Source organism: Duganella vulcania (genome assembly GCF_009857655.1).
In the GTDB taxonomy this organism is placed as follows: Bacteria; Pseudomonadota; Gammaproteobacteria; order Burkholderiales; family Burkholderiaceae_D; genus Rugamonas; species Rugamonas vulcania.
In genome coordinates this window covers 107,471-123,630 of sequence record NZ_WWCX01000009.1, presented here as the reverse complement: position 1 = coordinate 123,630, position 16,160 = coordinate 107,471, and the positions used below count along the sequence as shown (strand labels likewise).

Genomic DNA, 16,160 nt, shown 5'->3' with positions numbered 1-16,160 from the left:
GCCTTGAGCTCTTTGAAGGGTCGTTCGAGACCAGGACGTTGATAGGTCAGGTGTGGAAGTGCAGTAATGCATTAAGCTAACTGATACTAATTGCCCGTACGGCTTGTCCCTATAACCTTAGCAGGTTATGGTGAATGAGAAGTACGTTGAAACGTTCGTTGATACAACTTCATTACCTAAATTACTTACTAATTCCAGATTCTGGGCGACGCGAATGCGCGCAGCCCGTACAAGTCAATGCCTGATGACCATAGCAAGTTGGTCCCACCCCTTCCCATCCCGAACAGGACCGTGAAACAACTCTGCGCCGATGATAGTGCTGCAACCAGTGTGAAAGTAGGTTATCGTCAGGCTAGTTATATAAAGAAGCCCCTTCTGGTGATCCAGTCGGGGCTTTTTTGCGTTTGTCGATCCTGACCCCGCGCACGATTGAAACCACTCTTGTCAAATGATTCAGCCTGAGGTGTAATGCTCATCCTCAACATAGTAAATCATTAATCTTGCGGCTACCCCGCATCAGGAGTGCGATCCGCATGCTCGACCAGGCTTTATCTTTTGTGCTCGACGGCTATACCCAGTCCAGCCGCCTGCTGCGTCTGAGCACGCCGATCGGCACCGACAAATTACTGGCCGAATCGGTGCGCGTGGAAGAGTCCATAGGCTCCGGCTACACCTTCCGCATCGAAGCGCTGTCGACCGATGCCGACATCCCCTTGAAGTCGCTGCTCGGCCAGCCTGCCTTGCTGGAGCTGCTGACCATTGCCGGCACCGACGCGCCGCGCCCTTTCCACGGCCATATCACTTCGGTGGAACTGCATGGCTCCAACGGCGGTTTCGCGCGCTACCAGTTGACCGTCGAACCGTGGTCCGCCTTCCTTGGATTGGGACGCGACAGCCGGATATTCCAGGATATGAACGTGTTCGACATCATCGACGCGGTATGCGCCAGTTACGAAGGCCAAGGCCGGCTGACGCCTTTGCGCCGCTTCGATATCCTCGACCGCGACGTCTATGCCAAGCGCAGCCTGACCACGCAGTACCAGGAAAGCGATCTCGCCTTCATCACCCGGTTGATGGAAGAGGAAGGCCTGTTTTATTTCTACGAACACAGCGGCGACGCCGACAGCCCAACGCTCGGCAGCCACACCATGGTCATCGCCGACCACAATGGCAGCTTCGTCGCCAATGCCCAGCCGGTCATCCGCTACACCCAACCGGGCGCTGTCATGCGGGAAGACAGCCTGGACCGGTGGCGCACCGAGATGCGCCTGCAGACCAACGCGGTCAGCCTGCGTAGCTGGGATTACCGCTCCCTGGGCACGCGCCGCGTCAGCGCCAGCGGCGAGGGCCCGATGCTGGCCAGCGACGATGTGCCCGGCGCCTATGCCTACACCAGCCGCGAACACGGCCAACGCATGGCGGACCGCCAGGTGGAGGCCTTGCAGGCCAGCCGCGAAATCCATGTCGGCGCTGGCACGGTCCGCACGCTGGCGCCCGCGACCACCTTCACGCTGCAGGGTGTCAGCCAGCTTGACGCGGCCGACAGCGACCAGCAGCGCCAGTTCCTCATCGTTCGGGTTGTGCACCTGATGCACAACAACCTGAGCGCGGAAACCCAGGGCAGCATTCTCAAGATGCTGGGCAAGGGACCGTTGAGCGCCGCGCTGGAGGAAGAAACCCGCGGCAGCCTGCATGCGGTCGGCTCCACCATCGCCGAGCGTCCGCTGTACCGCAACCGCATCGACGCCATTCCCGCCGCCACGCCTTACCGCAGCCTCGCCAGGACCGAGCGTCCCGTGATGCGGGGGCAGCAAAGCGCGATCGTGGTCGGCCCGGCCGGCGCCGTCGTGCACACCGACCGCGATCATCGCATCAAGGTACAGTTTCACTGGCAGCGCGGCAGCGCCAGCCACAGCCGCCTCGACCATCCGGCCGCCGCCAGCCACACCGGCGCGCCCGCCGACGACACCGCCGGCACCTGGGTGCGGGTGGCCACACCGCTGGCCCCGGTGGCCGGCGCCAACTGGGGCAGCAACGCGGTGCCCCGCGTCGGCCAGGAAGTGCTGGTCGATTTCATCGAGGGCAATATCGACCGCCCGGTCGTAATCGGCGCGCTCTACAACGGCAAGGGCGCGGAGGACGCGCAGCACAACACGGTGGCGCAGGGCGGGGGCGCCTCGACCGGCAACGCCAGCGCCTGGTTCCCTGGCGCCACCGGCGCCCACGCGCATCCGGCGGCGCTGTCGGGCTTGAAGTCGCAGGCCATGCAGGCGAGCCAGCAGGGCGCCGGCAGCTACAGCCAGCTGGTGTTCGACGACACACCCGGCGAGCCGCGCCTGGCGCTGCAACACCACGCCGCGCCGCACGCCGGCACATCCGAGCTCAACCTGGGGCAGCTGCGCCACCAGACCGACAACCAGCGGCTGGCGCCCGCCGGCTTTGGCGCCGAGCTCAAGACCGAGCACAGCGCCGCGCTGCGCGCCGGCCAGGGCATGCTGCTGACCAGCCACGGCGGCAGCGGTGCCCAGCTCGATTCCAACGAGGCGCGCAGCCAGGCCGAAGCGAGCCAGCAATTGCTCCAGCAACTGGCGGAGACCGCGCAAAAGCACAACGCCAAGCTGGCCGGCGAAAAGGCGCCGGCCGAGATGCCGGCGGTTGCCGCGATGGCGCACAGCGCCGAGGTGCTGGGCCGCAGCGCCAGCGGCAGCGATCAACAGGACACCAGCGGCGGCCTCGGCATGGCGGCGGCATATCGCGAAGCGCATCTGCAGTTGTCCAGCCCGGCTGGCATCGCGGCGGTGACGCCCGCCAGCGCCGTGCTTGCCGGGCAAGGCAGTTCCAGCCTGGCGGCGGGGCAGGATATCAACCTGGCCGCGCAAGCCAACAGCCTGCACCTGGTCGCCGGCGGCATCAGCCTGTTCACCTATGGCAAAGCGACCGCTGCGCAGAAGCCGAACCAGGAAACCGGCATCCGCCTGCACGCTGCCAGCGGGCGCGTCAGTAGCCAGAGCCAATCGGGACCGACGCGCCTGACGGCCGACAAGGCCATCACCGTGGCCAGCGTCGCGCGCTCGGTCAACGTGACCGCCAAGCAGCATGTGATGCTGACCGCGCAGGGCGCCCACCTGAAACTAGAAGGCGGCAACATCGAGCTGCACGGCCCCGGCACCATATCCTTCAAGGCGTCCCAGAAGGAACTGACCGGCCCCGCCAGCGCCACCGCCGAGCTGCCGCGCCTGCCGAACGGCGAGCTCAATTTGACCCAGTCGGTGCGCCACGCCTACGCCGCGCAATACCAGGTGCTGCGTGGCGAGCAGCGGCTCGCCCAGCAGCCGTACCTGCTGAAGCTGCCCGACGGCAGCCTGCACTATGGCCTGACCGACGCCAAGGGCAAGACCATCAAGGTCGGCACCCAGGAACCCAAGCCGGTCGAGCTGACCTTGCTGGCCAAGGATAGCTGGGACCAGGAAAACATCAACGTGTGGCACCAGGAAATGGATCGCCACTGGGACTGAGCGCTATGCGCGCGGTCCTTCGTCACCGGGAGATAGCAGCAAGATGGGTATCAAGAATAAATTCAGTGCGGCGCTTGTCGCTGCGGGCGTGGTGTTGGTGCATGCGGGTTGCAGCGCCGGCGACCAGGCGCCCTGGCGCGAGCAGATGCAGTGCGGCGACACGCAGTATGTGATCGAGTCCGACTGCAAGCCGAGCAACGACGCCGCCACGCTGAACCAGTGCAAGGCACAGACCCTCAGCGTGAGCCACGGCGGCAAGACGCGCAAGGCGACCCTGCCGGAGTTGAACAAAGTCAGCGCCAAGTCCATCGTCGAGACCGGCGGCAAGGTCAGCAAGCTGTTTGTCACCCAGTGGGCGTGCGCGCGCGGCGACAAGGGCGACGTCGCGGTCATGTATTACTCGATCGGCGGCGGCTCGGCGCCGTACGCGGAAGCCTATTCCATCTATGACGAGGCCGGCGCGCTGATCGAAAACGAGGACAGCGCCAAATACGAGCAGGCGCTGGCGCACAGCGACGGCCACATGAAGAAAGTCAAATCGATCATGCCGCGTTAAGGGCCGGGAGTTGCCAGTGTCCACCATCTACGAGATCTTGCGCGCGTCCAAGGGGGCCGCGTACAGCGAAGACAAGATCAAGAAATACTCCTACCTGCACATGCAGCCCAAGATCGACAAGCCGGCCGGCGCGCTGGCCGGGCTGTCGCGCATCCACGGCGACGCCTCGCCGCAGGTGCAGGACCGCATCATCGACATGCTGGTGGAGATCGGCGCGCGCTACAAGCTGCCGTACCGCGATATCGCCCACATGCTGTTGTTCTGCAAGATCGAGTCGGGCTTCAACCCCGACGCGGCGGCCGGCACCACGTCCGCCGCCGGCCTGGGCCAGTACACCAAGGCCACCGTGGAAGAGGCCGCCAAAGAGGAAGTGTCGAAGAAGCGGCTGGGCTTTGTGCTGGAACTCGATGGCCATGTGTTCGACGCCGAACGCGGCGCCTACGGCATCGCGCTGTCGTACATGATCGCCAAGGAACGCGCGATCAAGTATTTCGGCAAGAACTATGAAAAGAATTTATATCTTTTCCACCACGAGGGCTGGTACTTCCAGGCGACCGCCGACAACATGGCCGAGGAACGTCCGAAAGCCGTGCTCAAGATCATCCAGACCAAGATCCTGCCCTTCCTCGATCCGCTGGAAAAGCTGCTGTCGGCAAAGACCAACCTGTCGTTCAAGCTGCTGACCAAGGACGACAAGCCCTACGCCGGCCAGCCGTACGTGGCGATCTACCCCGCCAAGGCCGGCACGCAGGGACGCCCGGTCAAGGTGCAGGGTAGCAAGGACAAGCCTGAAGTCGTGCTCGGCAAGACCGACGGCAACGGCCATACCTCGCCTATCATCGCTCCCGGCCTGTCGGAAGTGCTGTTTGTGATCCTCCATCCCGATTACAAGGATCTGCTGCAGGTGAACGGCAACAGCGTGGAAGAGACGCACGAGGTAAAGGACCATGAAACCTTGTCGAAGATCGCCAAGGACCATCACACGACGGTCGCCGAGCTGCAGAAGATCAACCATATCGCCAATCCGAATCAGCTCAAGGTCGGCCAGCAGCTCAAGCTGCATGAAGGCGAGTATCTGTGGCGGCGGCCGCCGATGTCGCTCATCGGCGCCTATCTGCAGCAGGCGATGAATGTGCATCCGGCGGCGGTACCCGCGATGGTCGAGCACAAGCGCAGCCATATCGTCCTGCCCCAGGGTAACCAGGCGCAGCAGCACGCCGGCACCCAGCAGGTGGTGGCCATACGCGGCGGCGCCACCAGCGACGAGCTCGCGCAGCGCAAGAGGGAAAAAGCCGTCAAGCATAAGACGGTGGAGAAGGACATCAAGAAGCAGGTGGTGAAGCCGCCGCCGGCCGCCGGCAAGGCGATCAAGGAAGGCTTGCTGTTCCCGTTCGAGCAGCGGCCGTCGGCCTCGTACCACGAGGGGGCCCGGCAATTCAATTCCAGCCGCGGCGTGCGGCGCCACGCCGGTTGCGACCTGTACGCCCCGGTCGGCACCGAGGTGCGGGCGATGGCCGACGGCGTGATCCTGCAGTGCTATCCGTTCTACTGGCATACCGACGCGGTGGAAGTCGACCATGGCGACTTCATCGTCCGCTACGGCGAGGTGGCGCCGCGCAGCGCCAAGGAACAGCAGGCCATGCGCGGCAAAGAGGTCAAGCGCGGCGACGTGATTGGCAAGGTCGGCCAGCTGATCAAGGAGAACGGCACGCGCCACAAGGACACGATGTTGCATCTTGAGCTGTACAGCAGTACGCTGTCGACCGCCAAGAGCCCACTCAGCGACAAGAAGCGCGGCCCGTTCCAGCGCCGCGCCGATTTGATGGACCCGACCGCGACGCTCGACAAGTGCGTGATGACTTAAGCCCGACCCTATAATCGACTTGAACAACATGAAAACAAGCTACGCCATGCTGGGCCTGTGCCTGGCCATCAGCGCCTGCGCCCAGGCGCAAAGCGAACCGACTCCCGCGGAGCACGTCTTTGACGTGCTGGCCTCGCCCAAGCTCTTCACAAGTAACTGGAAGCAGGCGATGCAGCAGCTGGCCCCGTGGTGCAAGCCAAGCACGCGTCCCGAGCGCGAACAGATCAAACGCGGCAATGTCGAATGCGGCGAAAACGTCAAGGCCGACAGTTTCGCGATGTCGCCTGAAATGGGCGGCAATATCGAGCTGGTGCAGGCCTCGTTCGGCGGCGCGGCCAACTGCGCCTACGTCAAGAAGATCCTGACCCGGAATTTCGGCAAGCCGAGCAAGGTGAAGGGCGAATGCGAAATGGAATGGAAGATCAAGCCGGCAGGCAAAGGCGGCCCGCAGCGCTATGCGAGCTTCCAGGCCACCACCGACGACGACAAGCTGTACTACACGCTGGGTGTCGAGCAAGGTCCGTGACCGTGCAATAGCTCGCGGTACAACGACAGCAGCCTGGCTGCTTCGTGATCCCAGCGGTAGGTGTGTTCGATGGCACGCCTGCCGTTGGCGCCCAGCCTTTCCGCCAGCGCCGGATTGGACCGCAGGAAGCTGATCGCGTGCGCAATCTCCTCCGGCTTGCCGGGATCGACGCATAAGCCGCAGTCGGCCGCCTCGATGATGCCGCGCCAGAGCGGAAAGCCGGAAGCGATCACCGGCAGGCCCGCCGACATGTATTCGAACAACTTGATCGGCAGCGCGTTCATAAAGTTCGGCTCAGGATGCAAGGTGACCAGGCCGCAAAAGCTGCGCGCCATGATGGCCGCCACCTCCGCGCGGTCGACGAAACCGCATTCCTCCACATGGCGCCAGCCCGGGCAAGCCGCGAGCTCGTCGCGCAGCGTGGCGGAGTCGAACCGTCCCGCCAGCAGCAGTTTGCAGGAGGCCAGGTCGAGCGCCTGGACGATTTGCCGGATGCCGCGCATTTCATTGATCGCACCGACGTAGCAGACGCTGTCGCGCACGCTGCGCTGCGGGCGAGGATCGGCGGCCAGTTCGCCGACCATCGGATAGTTATGAATCACGGCCACCCGTCTCGCGCTGTGCCTGAACAGGGCACCGATATGCGGCGTGGCCGCGACCATCGCCGCGCAGCGTCGCGCCGCAAAGTGTTCGACGGCGCGTGCCGCCGCACCGATGGCATGGCGCAGCGGTGAGGGTATCCAAGGCTTGGACTGGATGTCGGCGCCGAGGTCCTCGTGCAGGTCGATGATGACCTGCTTGCCCTGCCAGGCCAGCAACACGCCGTAGGGGATCAGCTCGGGATCGTGGACATGGTAAATCCGGGCATCGAGTGCCCTGGCGATCCGGTAGGTGCGCCAGGCATGGGCCAGCACGCGCCGGACCCGCCCGCCGCCGGACGGCGGCAGCCGGTGCAGCGTGACGCCGGCGGCGGCGGCCTCCGCGGCCTGCTCCGCGGAGGCGCCGATGACCAGATGGACATCGTGCCCGGCGGCCGCCAAGGACACGCACTGCTTATGATAGATGCGGATGTCCAGCCCGTGATGCACGGACGAGAGATGGCAGACCCTGCTCATGCCCGGACCTCCCGCCGGCCCGCTTGCCTCGGCGCGGCCACCGGCGCCCGCGTCGGGTTGACCAGCCACGCCAGCAGCAAGGCCTCGTCGAGCAGTTCGGGTGAGCGCGACAGGGCCGCATCGGACAGGTGCGCGTCGAGTTGCGCATCCGGTTTCAGGGCGCCGCTCAAGGCCGTCCGATGATCGAAGATCCGCGCGCGCAAGCTGGCGCCCAGGCCTTGCGCGATCCAGTCCTGGGTCACATCGAAGCCGCGTTTTGTCCGGTTCAGCCGTATCTGGTCCGGCACCAGGCCGCCGGTGATGCGGCGCAGGGCCCACTTGCCAAAGCCGTTGCCGATCTTGAGCCGCACCGGCAGCGCCAGCGCAAATTCAACCAGCCGGTAGTCGAGGAAGGGCAGGCGGCTCTCGACGCCGCAGCCCATCGAATTGCGGTCCTCGTAGCGCAGCAGGGTGGGCAGGCTCCAGCGCTGGATGTCGGCGATCTGCCGGTCCGACAGCGACAGACCAGACTCTCCCCACAGGTTGTGCGCCTCCGCCTCCCACGCGAGCAGGCGGAACGGCTGGGCCTTGCCGTTCTGGTAGCGGGCCAGGTTTTGCAGGTAGATGCGCGCCTGCCGCGCCTCGTGCGCCAGCATCAGGGCCAGCGAGTAGAGCAGGCGCAGCGCGCCTTCCGGCTCGCGCGCCCGCAGCGCCTCGCGCAAGGCGATCGGCATGAACTTCCGGTAGCCGGCAAAGATCTCGTCGCTGCCCTGGCCGCCGAGCAGCACCTTGAATCCGGCCGCGCCGGCGTCGCGGAAGACGGCGTTTTGCGCGATCGGGCTGAGACCGGAAAACGGCGCTTCCTGGAAGGCCATCGTGGTCTCCAGCATGTCGCACAACTGGCTGCGGTTCCAGCGCGGCCAGACGAAGCTGACGTCGATGCCCGCCGCGTCCGACATGGCCAGGGTGGCCGGTCCCTCGGACGCGCGCGCGGCCGGCGAACCGAACGAGAACGCCCGCAACCGCATCGCCTGGCGCCGCGTGGCGCAGGCGATGGCCGCGGAATCGAGGCCGGCGCTGAGCGACACGGCCAGCGGCACATCGCTGCGCAGCCTGAGGCCGATCGCGCTGTCGAGCCAGTCGCGGCATTGGTCCAGCAGTGCGGGAACGCCGATGCCGGCCATGGCGGCGCGGCGCGCGGCCACCGCCGTGGCGAGGCAGTACCAGCTGCCTTCGCCGACCTCGATGCGCCCGGCGGCGAGCTGGAACTTGACCCAGCCACCGGCCGGCACGGAGGCGACGTGCTTGAACGCCGATCCCGATTGCTCGGTTTCATAAGCCTTGTAGCGCACGCCACGGGCGCAATACGCGGTGTCGATCTCGGCCCCCACCTGTTCGGCCACGGCGGCTGCCGACGAGCCGAAGGTCAGCGCGCCATCCGCGCGCCGGCCCCACAGCAGCGGTTTGACGCCGAAGCGGTCGCGCACCAGCCACAGCTCGCCGCTGCGCTGGTTGAAGGCGGCGAAGGCGAACATGCCGTTCAGGCGCGGCAACGCATCCGTGCCCCAGACGGCCCAGGCGCGCAGCAGCACCTCGGTGTCGCTGCCGCCGCGAAATGTTTGGCCGGCGCCACGGAGTTGCTCGCGGATCTCGCGATAGTTGTAGATTTCGCCGTTGTAGACGATCCACCAGCCGCTGCCGGCATCGACCATCGGCTGCGCGCCCAGTTCCGACAGTTCGATGATCGCCAGGCGGCTGTGGGCCAGCATCACGTGGTGGGTGCCGAAGGTGAGGTGTTGGTCGCCGCGCGCATCGGGCCCGCGGCGGTCGATGAAACGGAACGCGGCCGCCAGCGCGGCGCGCCGGCGCTCCGCTCCGTCATGGCTGATCAGTCCCCAAATGCCGCACATGGTTGGGCGCTCCGCTTCGTGATTGGTCACTCGGATCGTAGCCGATCACGCTCCGGCGGGGGCGATATCGCTCAACCGTGCGTGGATGGGGCTGCTATGGCGCGCGAAGGATTGGTTGGACCAGTCAGGCCGATTCCATCCTGCTGACAACGTAATCGATGTGCGCCTGCATGGCGGTGCGGGCCGCTTCCGGGCGGCGTCCGCAAATGGCCAGGCAGATGGCGCGGTGTTGTTGCAGCAGTTGGCCCGAGACTTCGGTGTCGAGCTTGCGCAGGCTGGAGCCGTTCAACGTGATGTGCTCGCGCAGGATGCCGAGCACGCTGGCGTGCAGGTGCAGGAACATGCTGTTGTGCGAGGCCAGCGCGATCGCCTCGTGCAGGCGGGCGTCGATGGAGGCCTCGGCCGCCTGGTCGCCGTCGGTGCGGGCTTGTTCCAGGCCGGTCAACAAATCGCGGATCCGTCCGTGTTCCTCGTCATTGCCGCGCAGCGCGGCGTAGTAGGCCGTCGCGCCTTCCAATACGCGCCGGAATTCCAACACATCGCCCAGCACGGCCGGATGGTCGGTCACCAGCTGCCCCCACGGCGACGCCGTGCTGGTGCGCAGCTGGTCGCTGACGAAGACGCCGGCCCCAGGCCGGCTGCGCAACAATCCCCGCGCCACCAGCCGCTGCAACGCCTCGCGTATCGTGTTGCGCGACACCTCGTATTGCTCCGCCAGCGCGCGTTCGGACGGCAGGCGCGCATTGGCAGGATAAGTGCCGTCCAGCAGCGCCGTCTCCAGCCTGCGCAACACCCCCTCGACCAGTCCGCTTGTTTTCATTTTGATATCCCCTGTTGTATCCGCTGGTCCAACCAATTTGCGGCGGCCTCGACGCACGGGAATTATGGAGCTTGTCCGACGAATAAGCAAAAACAGAGGAGACCTCACATGCTAGCGCGACACTATCCGCCCGGCCCGGACAAGGCCAACCCACACGTTTACCTGTTCGGCACCTGCGTGATCGACCTGTTCATGCCGGAAGCCGGGCTCGATGCCGTGCGCCTGCTGGAGCGTGAAGGTCTGACGGTGCACTTCCCGCGCGGCCAGAGCTGCTGCGGCCAGCCAGCCTACAGCAGCGGCAATCCGGAGCAGGCGCGCGCTGTGGCGCGCGCACAACTTGACCTGTTTTCCCAACCCTGGCCGGTCATCGTGCCGTCCGGTTCCTGCGCCGGCATGATGCGCCATCATTGGCCCACGCTGTTCGACGACGATCCGCAAGCCGCCGCCAAGGCGCGCGAGTTGGCGAAGCGCGTCTATGAACTGAGCGAATTCCTGCTGCATGTATTGCACGTGAATTTTGCGCAGACCTCGTCGCAACCGGACGAACAGGTGGTGCTGCACACCTCCTGCGGCGCGCGGCGCGAGATGGGCACGCGCGCCCACGGCGTCGCCCTGCTCGACGCGCTGCCCGGCGTCACGCGGGTGGAGCACGCACATGAATCGGAGTGCTGCGGATTCGGCGGCACCTTCTCCCTCAAGCATGACGACATCTCCGGCGCCATGGTCACCGACAAAATCGCCGCCGCCTGCGCCACGGGCTGCGAGCGGCTGGTCTCCGCCGATTGCGGCTGCCTGCTCAACATCGGCCACGCCGCCAGGCGGCAGGGCGCGCCGCTGCAGGTGGAACACCTGGCCAGCTTCCTGTGGCGCCGAGTGGGAGCCGCGGCATGAGCGCGCGCGAACTCATACTGGGCAAGCTGATCGCAGCTGCGCCGGCTCCCGGCATGCCGCTGCGCGAGCTGGAAGAGCGCATCAACGCACATCATGTGCGCGGCCCGTTGCGCGGGGCTTCAGGCACCGAACTGGCCGACACGCTGGAACGCGTGATGACATCGGTACGCACGGACGTATGGCGCGTCGATGCCCACAGCTGGCCCGCGCTGCTGGCGCGGAAGCTTGCAGCCGCCGGCGTCGGCAGCCTGCTGCTCGACACAGCACGCGCTGAAGGCGCCGCGCTGGCCGCGGCTTTGCCGGCGGAAGTGCGCACCGTGTCCTTCGACCGTCCGCTGGAAGAGTGGAAGAACGAGCTGTTTGCCGACGTGGATGCCGGCTTTACCGTGGCCCGTTCCGGCATCGCCGCCACCGGCACGCTGGTGCTGGCGCCCGACGCGGGATCGCCGCGCACGGTGTCGCTGGTGCCGCCGCTGCACGTCGCGCTGGTCTATGCGAGCACGCTGCATGCGGACCTGCACGCGGCGATGCATGCCGAAGCCTGGAGCGCCACCATGCCGACCAACCTGGTGCTGGTGTCCGGCCCGTCGAAGACTTCGGACATCCAGCAGACACTGGCCTACGGCGCGCACGGCCCGCGCGCGCTGTGGGTGTTCATCATCGACGATACCGTAGGAGCGACAGCATGAACGCCCCCATGCACTTCATGCCGCCGGCCGATTTCCGCGCCCGCGTCAGCGACGCGCTGCAAGACACCAAACTGCGCGGCAGCATGCGCGGTGCGATGGACTTCCTGCAGGATAAACGCCGCGCCCAATTCCCGGACGGCGACGAACTGGAACAGCTGCGCGACCTGGGCGAAGCGGTGCGCCAGCACGCGCTGGCCCATCTGCCGCAACTGCTGGTGCAGTTCGAAGCGAAGCTGCAGGCGGCCGGCGCCCACGTGCACTGGGCCGCTAACGCCGACGAAGCCAACGCCATCATCCTTGAAATCGCCCAGCGTCGCGGGGCGCGCAGCGTCATCAAGGGCAAGTCGATGGCGAGCGAAGAGGTGGAACTGAACCACCATATGGCGCAGCATGGCATCGACTGCATCGAATCCGACATGGGCGAATACATCGTGCAGCTGGCGGGCGAGAAGCCGTCGCACATCGTCATGCCGGCGGTGCACAAGACGCGCGCCGACATAGGCGCGCTGTTCGAACGCCACATCCCCGGCACGCCGTACAGCGAAGACGTCGACACGCTGATCCAGGCCGGCCGGCGCGCACTGCGCCAGGCCTTCGCCGACGCCGACATCGGCCTGTCCGGCGTGAACTTCGCGGCGGCCGATACCGGCACCCTGTGGCTGGTCGAAAACGAGGGCAACGGCCGGCTGTCGACCAGCGTGCCCGATGTGCACATCGCGCTGATGGGCATGGAAAAGGTCGTGGCAAAGCTGGAGCACATCGTGCCGCTGGCCAGCCTGCTGACACGCTCGGCGACCGGGCAGTCCATCACCACCTACTTCAACCTGATCACCGGACCGCGCCGCACCGGCGAAATGGACGGGCCGCGCGAATTGCACGTGGTGCTGCTCGATAACGGCCGTACGCAAGCCTACGCCGACGAGCAACTGCGCGCCACGCTGCAGTGCATCCGCTGCGGCGCCTGCATCAACCACTGCCCGGTCTATGCGCGGGTGGGCGGCCACGCCTACGGCACCACCTATCCCGGCCCGATTGGCAAGATCATCTCGCCGCACCTGCTGGGGCTTGAAGCCACCGCCGACCTGGCGACCGCCTCCAGCCTGTGCGGCGCGTGCGGTGAAGTATGCCCGGTGCGCATACCGATACCGGCGCTGCTGGTGCGCTTGCGCACCGAGGCCAATCGCGATCCGGCGCAGGAAGTCGAGAACGCGTTGCGCGGGCAGGGCGCCAGTTTCAGTCGCAGCGAGCGGCTGGTGTGGCGATTCTGGAGCGGCGCGTTCGCGCGGCCAAGCGTGTATCGCTGGTTCCGCTGGGCCGCCACGCGGCTGCGCGCCTTCGCGCCACGCAACCAGTTGGGATGGACCCGTCACCGCGAGCCGCTCAAACCGGCCGCGCGCAGCCTGGCCGACCTGCTTCGGGAAAGGGGGCAGGCCGAATAGCGTGGTACCGCCGTTGGAGGTGGGGTGAATAATTTTCACGGCTGCGAACAATTCATTTCATCTTTTCGTACCACCGAAAGCCGCCGCCACGTCTATACACTCGTCGCATCTTTTTAGCTCTGCAAAAAAATATTTTTACTCTTGGAGGAGACCACTATGCAAACCTGGAATCAGATATATGCGCCGCTAGGCAGCTTGGGGCTATCGGCCCTGGTTGCCGCCGTGCCGATCATTTTCTTCTTTCTCGCGCTGGCAGTGCTGCGCATCAAAGGCCACGTCGCCGCCGCCGTGACGCTGGCGCTCGCGCTGGCAGTCGCCATCTTCGCCTACGGCATGCCGGTGCCACAGGCGCTGGCCGCTGCGGGCTACGGCTTCGCCTACGGCTTGTGGCCGATCGCCTGGATCATCGTCACCGCGGTGTTCCTGTACAAAGTGGTCGACCGCACCGGCCAGCTCGAAATCATCCGCGCCTCGGTGCTGTCGATCACCGATGACCAGCGCCTGCAGATGCTGCTGATCGGCTTCTCGTTCGGCGCCTTCCTGGAAGGCGCGGCGGGCTTCGGCGCGCCGGTGGCGATTACGTCGGCGCTGCTGGTTGGCCTGGGCTTCAATCCCCTGTACGCGGCGGGCCTGTGCCTGATCGCCAACACGGCGCCGGTGGCATTCGGCGCGATGGGCATTCCCATCATCGTGGCAGGTCAGGTCACCGGCATCGACGCCATGCACATCGGCGCGATGGCTGGCCGTCAGCTGCCGCTGCTGTCGCTGGCGGTGCCATTCTGGCTGGTGTTCATGATGGACGGCACGCGCGGCATCAAGGAAACCTGGCCTGCGGCGCTGGTGGCAGGCGGCAGCTTCGCCGTGACGCAGTACATCACCTCCAACTTCATCGGCCCCGAACTGCCGGACATCACCTCCGCGCTGGTCAGCCTCGGTTCGCTGACGGCATTGCTGAAAGTATGGCAGCCAGCCAGCGCCAAGGCCGGCGCCCGCAGCACCATCTCGATGGGCGGCGGTACGGCGGCGATGGCCACCTTCGGCGGCGGCTCGGGCACCGGTTCCGCACCGCGCATCCGCAAGCAGTCGCCATACAGCACCGCCCAGACGGTGCGCGCATGGGCGCCGTTTGGCATCCTGACCGCCATCGTCACCGTTTGGAGCCTGCCGCAGTTCAAGGCGATGTTCGCCGGCAGCGGCGCGCTGGCCGGCACCGTGATGAAGTTCCATGTGCCGTACCTGGACCAGATGGTCATCAAGATGTCGCCTATCGTCGCCGCGCCCAAAGCCTATGAAGCGGTCTTCAAGCTGGACCTGCTGTCGGCCGTCGGCACCGCCATCCTGTTGTCCACGCTGGTCTCGATGGCGCTGCTGCGCTTCAAGCCGATGGCCGGCCTGCGCGCCCTGGGCGATACGGTGGTTGAACTGCGCCGTCCCATCATGTCGATTGGCCTGGTGCTGGCGTTCGCGTTCGTCGCCAACTACTCCGGCATGTCGTCGACCCTGGCGCTGGTACTGGCCGGCACCGGCGCGGCCTTCCCGTTCTTCTCGCCGTTCCTCGGCTGGCTGGGCGTGTTCCTGACCGGTTCGGACACCTCGTCGAACGCCTTGTTCTGCTCCCTGCAAAACACCACGGCGCACCAGATCAATGTCTCCGATACCTTGCTGGTGGCGGCCAATACCACCGGTGGTGTAACTGGCAAGATGATCTCGCCGCAATCGATCGCCGTGGCCTGCGCCGCGACCGGATTGGTGGGGCGCGAATCGGAGTTGTTCCGCTTTACCCTCAAACATAGTCTGCTGTTCGCCACCATCGTTGGTATCATGACGGTATTGCAGGCGTATGTATTTACGGGGATGGTGCCGCACTGACGCTTTTCCCCAGCCCTGCCAAGGGTTTGTGAAAGGCGCATATCCATGCCGAGACGTTTTCCCCCGGTGCACGCGCTGTCCGCTTTTGAAGCGGCTGCGCGTGCCGGTTCATTTGCGGTCGCCGCGCAACAGCTGTGCATTACGCCGTCGGCGTTGTCGCACCGTATCCGCCTGCTGGAGGAGTTTGTCGGCGACCGGTTATTCGTCCGCGATGGCCGTTCGCTGACGCTGTCGCCGTTCGGCCGCACCTACCTGGACGTGGTATGCCAGGCGCTGCGCACGCTGACCGATTTTCCCCTTCCTCACCGCAGCGCGCCGGTTCAGCCGCGCGTCAAGATCACGGTGCCGCCGACCTTCGCGCGCTACCTGCTGATGCCGCGCCTGGCCGAGTTTACCGAAGCCCATCCCGAGATCGTGGTCGAAGTGTTCCTGTCGGTGCCCCTGTACGACCTGTGCGTGAACGAGACGGATCTGGAGGTCCGCTTCGGTGCCGGCAAATATCCCGACATGGTGACCACGCGGCTGTTCGGCGAGCCGGCGTTTGCCGTCGCCAGCCCGGCCTACCTGGAGCGGATCGGCGGCATCGCCACGCCCGCGGACCTGAAGAAGGCCACCTTGCTGCGCTCAGCGCTGGAGCAGTGGAAGCCGTGGTTCGAGCAGGCCGGCCTGGATTGGCCGGAGCCCACCGACGCGCTGCGTGTCGACGACCTTGGCCTGCTGTTGGAGGCGATACGCCACGGCCACGGTGTTGGATTGACGCGACAGCACTTCGCGCAGGACATGATCGCCAGCGGCGAAGTGGTGCAGCTGTTCGACGTGCGCCTGGCGTCGCCGCCGCACGCCTATTACGTGGTGTACGAGCAGAGCGCCCATATCCGGCCGGAGGTGAGCTTGTTCATCGACTGGATGATGGCGGCCTATCCCGACCACGAACGCGACGCATGAAAAATCTGCGCTTCAGCGGTTAATTCTTTTCACCGCTGGAGC

12 protein-coding genes and 2 rRNA genes are annotated in these 16,160 nt (G+C 65.8%); 11 read left to right on the top strand and 3 right to left on the bottom strand.

Features of this window, described 5'->3' with window-relative positions:
- From GTP90_RS09030 to GTP90_RS09005, 6 genes are all read left to right on the top strand, one after another.
- A 23S ribosomal RNA gene (locus tag GTP90_RS09030) occupies positions 1–111 on the top strand; the annotation flags it as partial.
- 129 nt (positions 112–240) lie between these two features.
- Positions 241–353: ribosomal RNA gene (gene rrf, locus GTP90_RS09025) — 5S ribosomal RNA — on the top strand.
- 180 nt (positions 354–533) lie between these two features.
- Positions 534–3,515, top strand: a complete 2,982-nt coding sequence (locus GTP90_RS09020; protein WP_161083181.1) for a type VI secretion system Vgr family protein — start codon at positions 534–536, stop codon at positions 3,513–3,515.
- A gap of 43 nt (positions 3,516–3,558) precedes the next feature.
- The gene (locus tag GTP90_RS09015) at positions 3,559–4,071 is read left to right on the top strand and encodes a hypothetical protein (protein ID WP_161083180.1); all 513 of its coding nucleotides are present in this window, start codon (positions 3,559–3,561) and stop codon (positions 4,069–4,071) included.
- A gap of 16 nt (positions 4,072–4,087) precedes the next feature.
- Positions 4,088–5,935, top strand: coding sequence for a LysM peptidoglycan-binding domain-containing M23 family metallopeptidase (locus tag GTP90_RS09010; protein ID WP_161083179.1), 1,848 nt, complete (start codon positions 4,088–4,090; stop codon positions 5,933–5,935).
- A 28-nt stretch (positions 5,936–5,963) separates the two neighbouring features.
- A complete protein-coding gene (locus tag GTP90_RS09005; RefSeq protein ID WP_161083178.1) occupies positions 5,964–6,461 on the top strand; it encodes a hypothetical protein in 498 nt (165 codons plus the stop codon).
- On the opposite strand, the gene GTP90_RS09000 is transcribed toward GTP90_RS09005, so the two are convergent.
- The 3 genes from GTP90_RS09000 to GTP90_RS08990 form a co-directional block, all read right to left on the bottom strand.
- Positions 6,431–7,576 (bottom strand): glycosyltransferase family 4 protein, encoded by a 1,146-nt coding sequence (locus tag GTP90_RS09000; RefSeq protein ID WP_161083177.1) that lies wholly within the window; start codon positions 7,574–7,576, stop codon positions 6,431–6,433. The two genes, GTP90_RS09005 and GTP90_RS09000, sit on opposite strands and share 31 nt — an antisense overlap.
- Entirely contained in the window at positions 7,573–9,465 is a 1,893-nt protein-coding gene (gene asnB / locus GTP90_RS08995) for an asparagine synthase (glutamine-hydrolyzing) (protein WP_161083176.1), read from the bottom strand. Before asnB ends, GTP90_RS09000 begins: the two co-directional genes overlap by 4 nt.
- A gap of 124 nt (positions 9,466–9,589) precedes the next feature.
- Positions 9,590–10,285, bottom strand: coding sequence for a FadR/GntR family transcriptional regulator (locus GTP90_RS08990; RefSeq protein ID WP_161083175.1), 696 nt, complete (start codon positions 10,283–10,285; stop codon positions 9,590–9,592).
- Between the two features lie 108 nt (positions 10,286–10,393).
- On the opposite strand from GTP90_RS08990, the gene GTP90_RS08985 reads away from it, so the two are divergent.
- The 5 genes from GTP90_RS08985 (at position 10,394) to GTP90_RS08965 (ending at position 16,118) form a co-directional block, all read left to right on the top strand.
- Positions 10,394–11,176: a (Fe-S)-binding protein gene (locus tag GTP90_RS08985; RefSeq protein WP_161083174.1), complete on the top strand. Its 783-nt coding sequence runs from the start codon at positions 10,394–10,396 to the stop codon at positions 11,174–11,176.
- On the top strand, positions 11,173–11,865 hold the full coding sequence (locus tag GTP90_RS08980; RefSeq protein WP_161083173.1) for a LutC/YkgG family protein: 693 nt from the start codon (positions 11,173–11,175) through the stop codon (positions 11,863–11,865). The genes GTP90_RS08985 and GTP90_RS08980 overlap by 4 nt, the downstream gene beginning before the upstream one ends.
- Complete coding sequence (locus tag GTP90_RS08975) at positions 11,862–13,304, top strand: LutB/LldF family L-lactate oxidation iron-sulfur protein (protein WP_161083172.1); 1,443 nt, start codon at positions 11,862–11,864, stop codon at positions 13,302–13,304. The genes GTP90_RS08980 and GTP90_RS08975 overlap by 4 nt, the downstream gene beginning before the upstream one ends.
- Before the next feature lie 156 nt (positions 13,305–13,460).
- On the top strand, positions 13,461–15,173 hold the full coding sequence (locus GTP90_RS08970; RefSeq protein WP_161083171.1) for a lactate permease LctP family transporter: 1,713 nt from the start codon (positions 13,461–13,463) through the stop codon (positions 15,171–15,173).
- A 45-nt stretch (positions 15,174–15,218) separates the two neighbouring features.
- Positions 15,219–16,118: a LysR substrate-binding domain-containing protein gene (locus GTP90_RS08965; RefSeq protein WP_161083170.1), complete on the top strand. Its 900-nt coding sequence runs from the start codon at positions 15,219–15,221 to the stop codon at positions 16,116–16,118.
- Positions 16,119–16,160: the final 42 nt, after the last annotated feature.

Coding starts and splice junctions, on each gene's coding strand:
- GTP90_RS09020 (WP_161083181.1), top strand. CDS start 534: ATGCTCGACCAGGCTTTATCTTTTGTGCTCGACGGCTATACCCAGTCC.
- GTP90_RS09015 (WP_161083180.1), top strand. CDS start 3,559: ATGGGTATCAAGAATAAATTCAGTGCGGCGCTTGTCGCTGCGGGCGTG.
- GTP90_RS09005 (WP_161083178.1), top strand. CDS start 5,964: ATGAAAACAAGCTACGCCATGCTGGGCCTGTGCCTGGCCATCAGCGCC.
- GTP90_RS09000 (WP_161083177.1), bottom strand. CDS start 7,576: ATGAGCAGGGTCTGCCATCTCTCGTCCGTGCATCACGGGCTGGACATC.
- asnB (WP_161083176.1), bottom strand. CDS start 9,465: ATGTGCGGCATTTGGGGACTGATCAGCCATGACGGAGCGGAGCGCCGG.
- GTP90_RS08990 (WP_161083175.1), bottom strand. CDS start 10,285: ATGAAAACAAGCGGACTGGTCGAGGGGGTGTTGCGCAGGCTGGAGACG.
- GTP90_RS08985 (WP_161083174.1), top strand. CDS start 10,394: ATGCTAGCGCGACACTATCCGCCCGGCCCGGACAAGGCCAACCCACAC.
- GTP90_RS08980 (WP_161083173.1), top strand. CDS start 11,173: ATGAGCGCGCGCGAACTCATACTGGGCAAGCTGATCGCAGCTGCGCCG.
- GTP90_RS08975 (WP_161083172.1), top strand. CDS start 11,862: ATGAACGCCCCCATGCACTTCATGCCGCCGGCCGATTTCCGCGCCCGC.
- GTP90_RS08970 (WP_161083171.1), top strand. CDS start 13,461: ATGCAAACCTGGAATCAGATATATGCGCCGCTAGGCAGCTTGGGGCTA.
- GTP90_RS08965 (WP_161083170.1), top strand. CDS start 15,219: ATGCCGAGACGTTTTCCCCCGGTGCACGCGCTGTCCGCTTTTGAAGCG.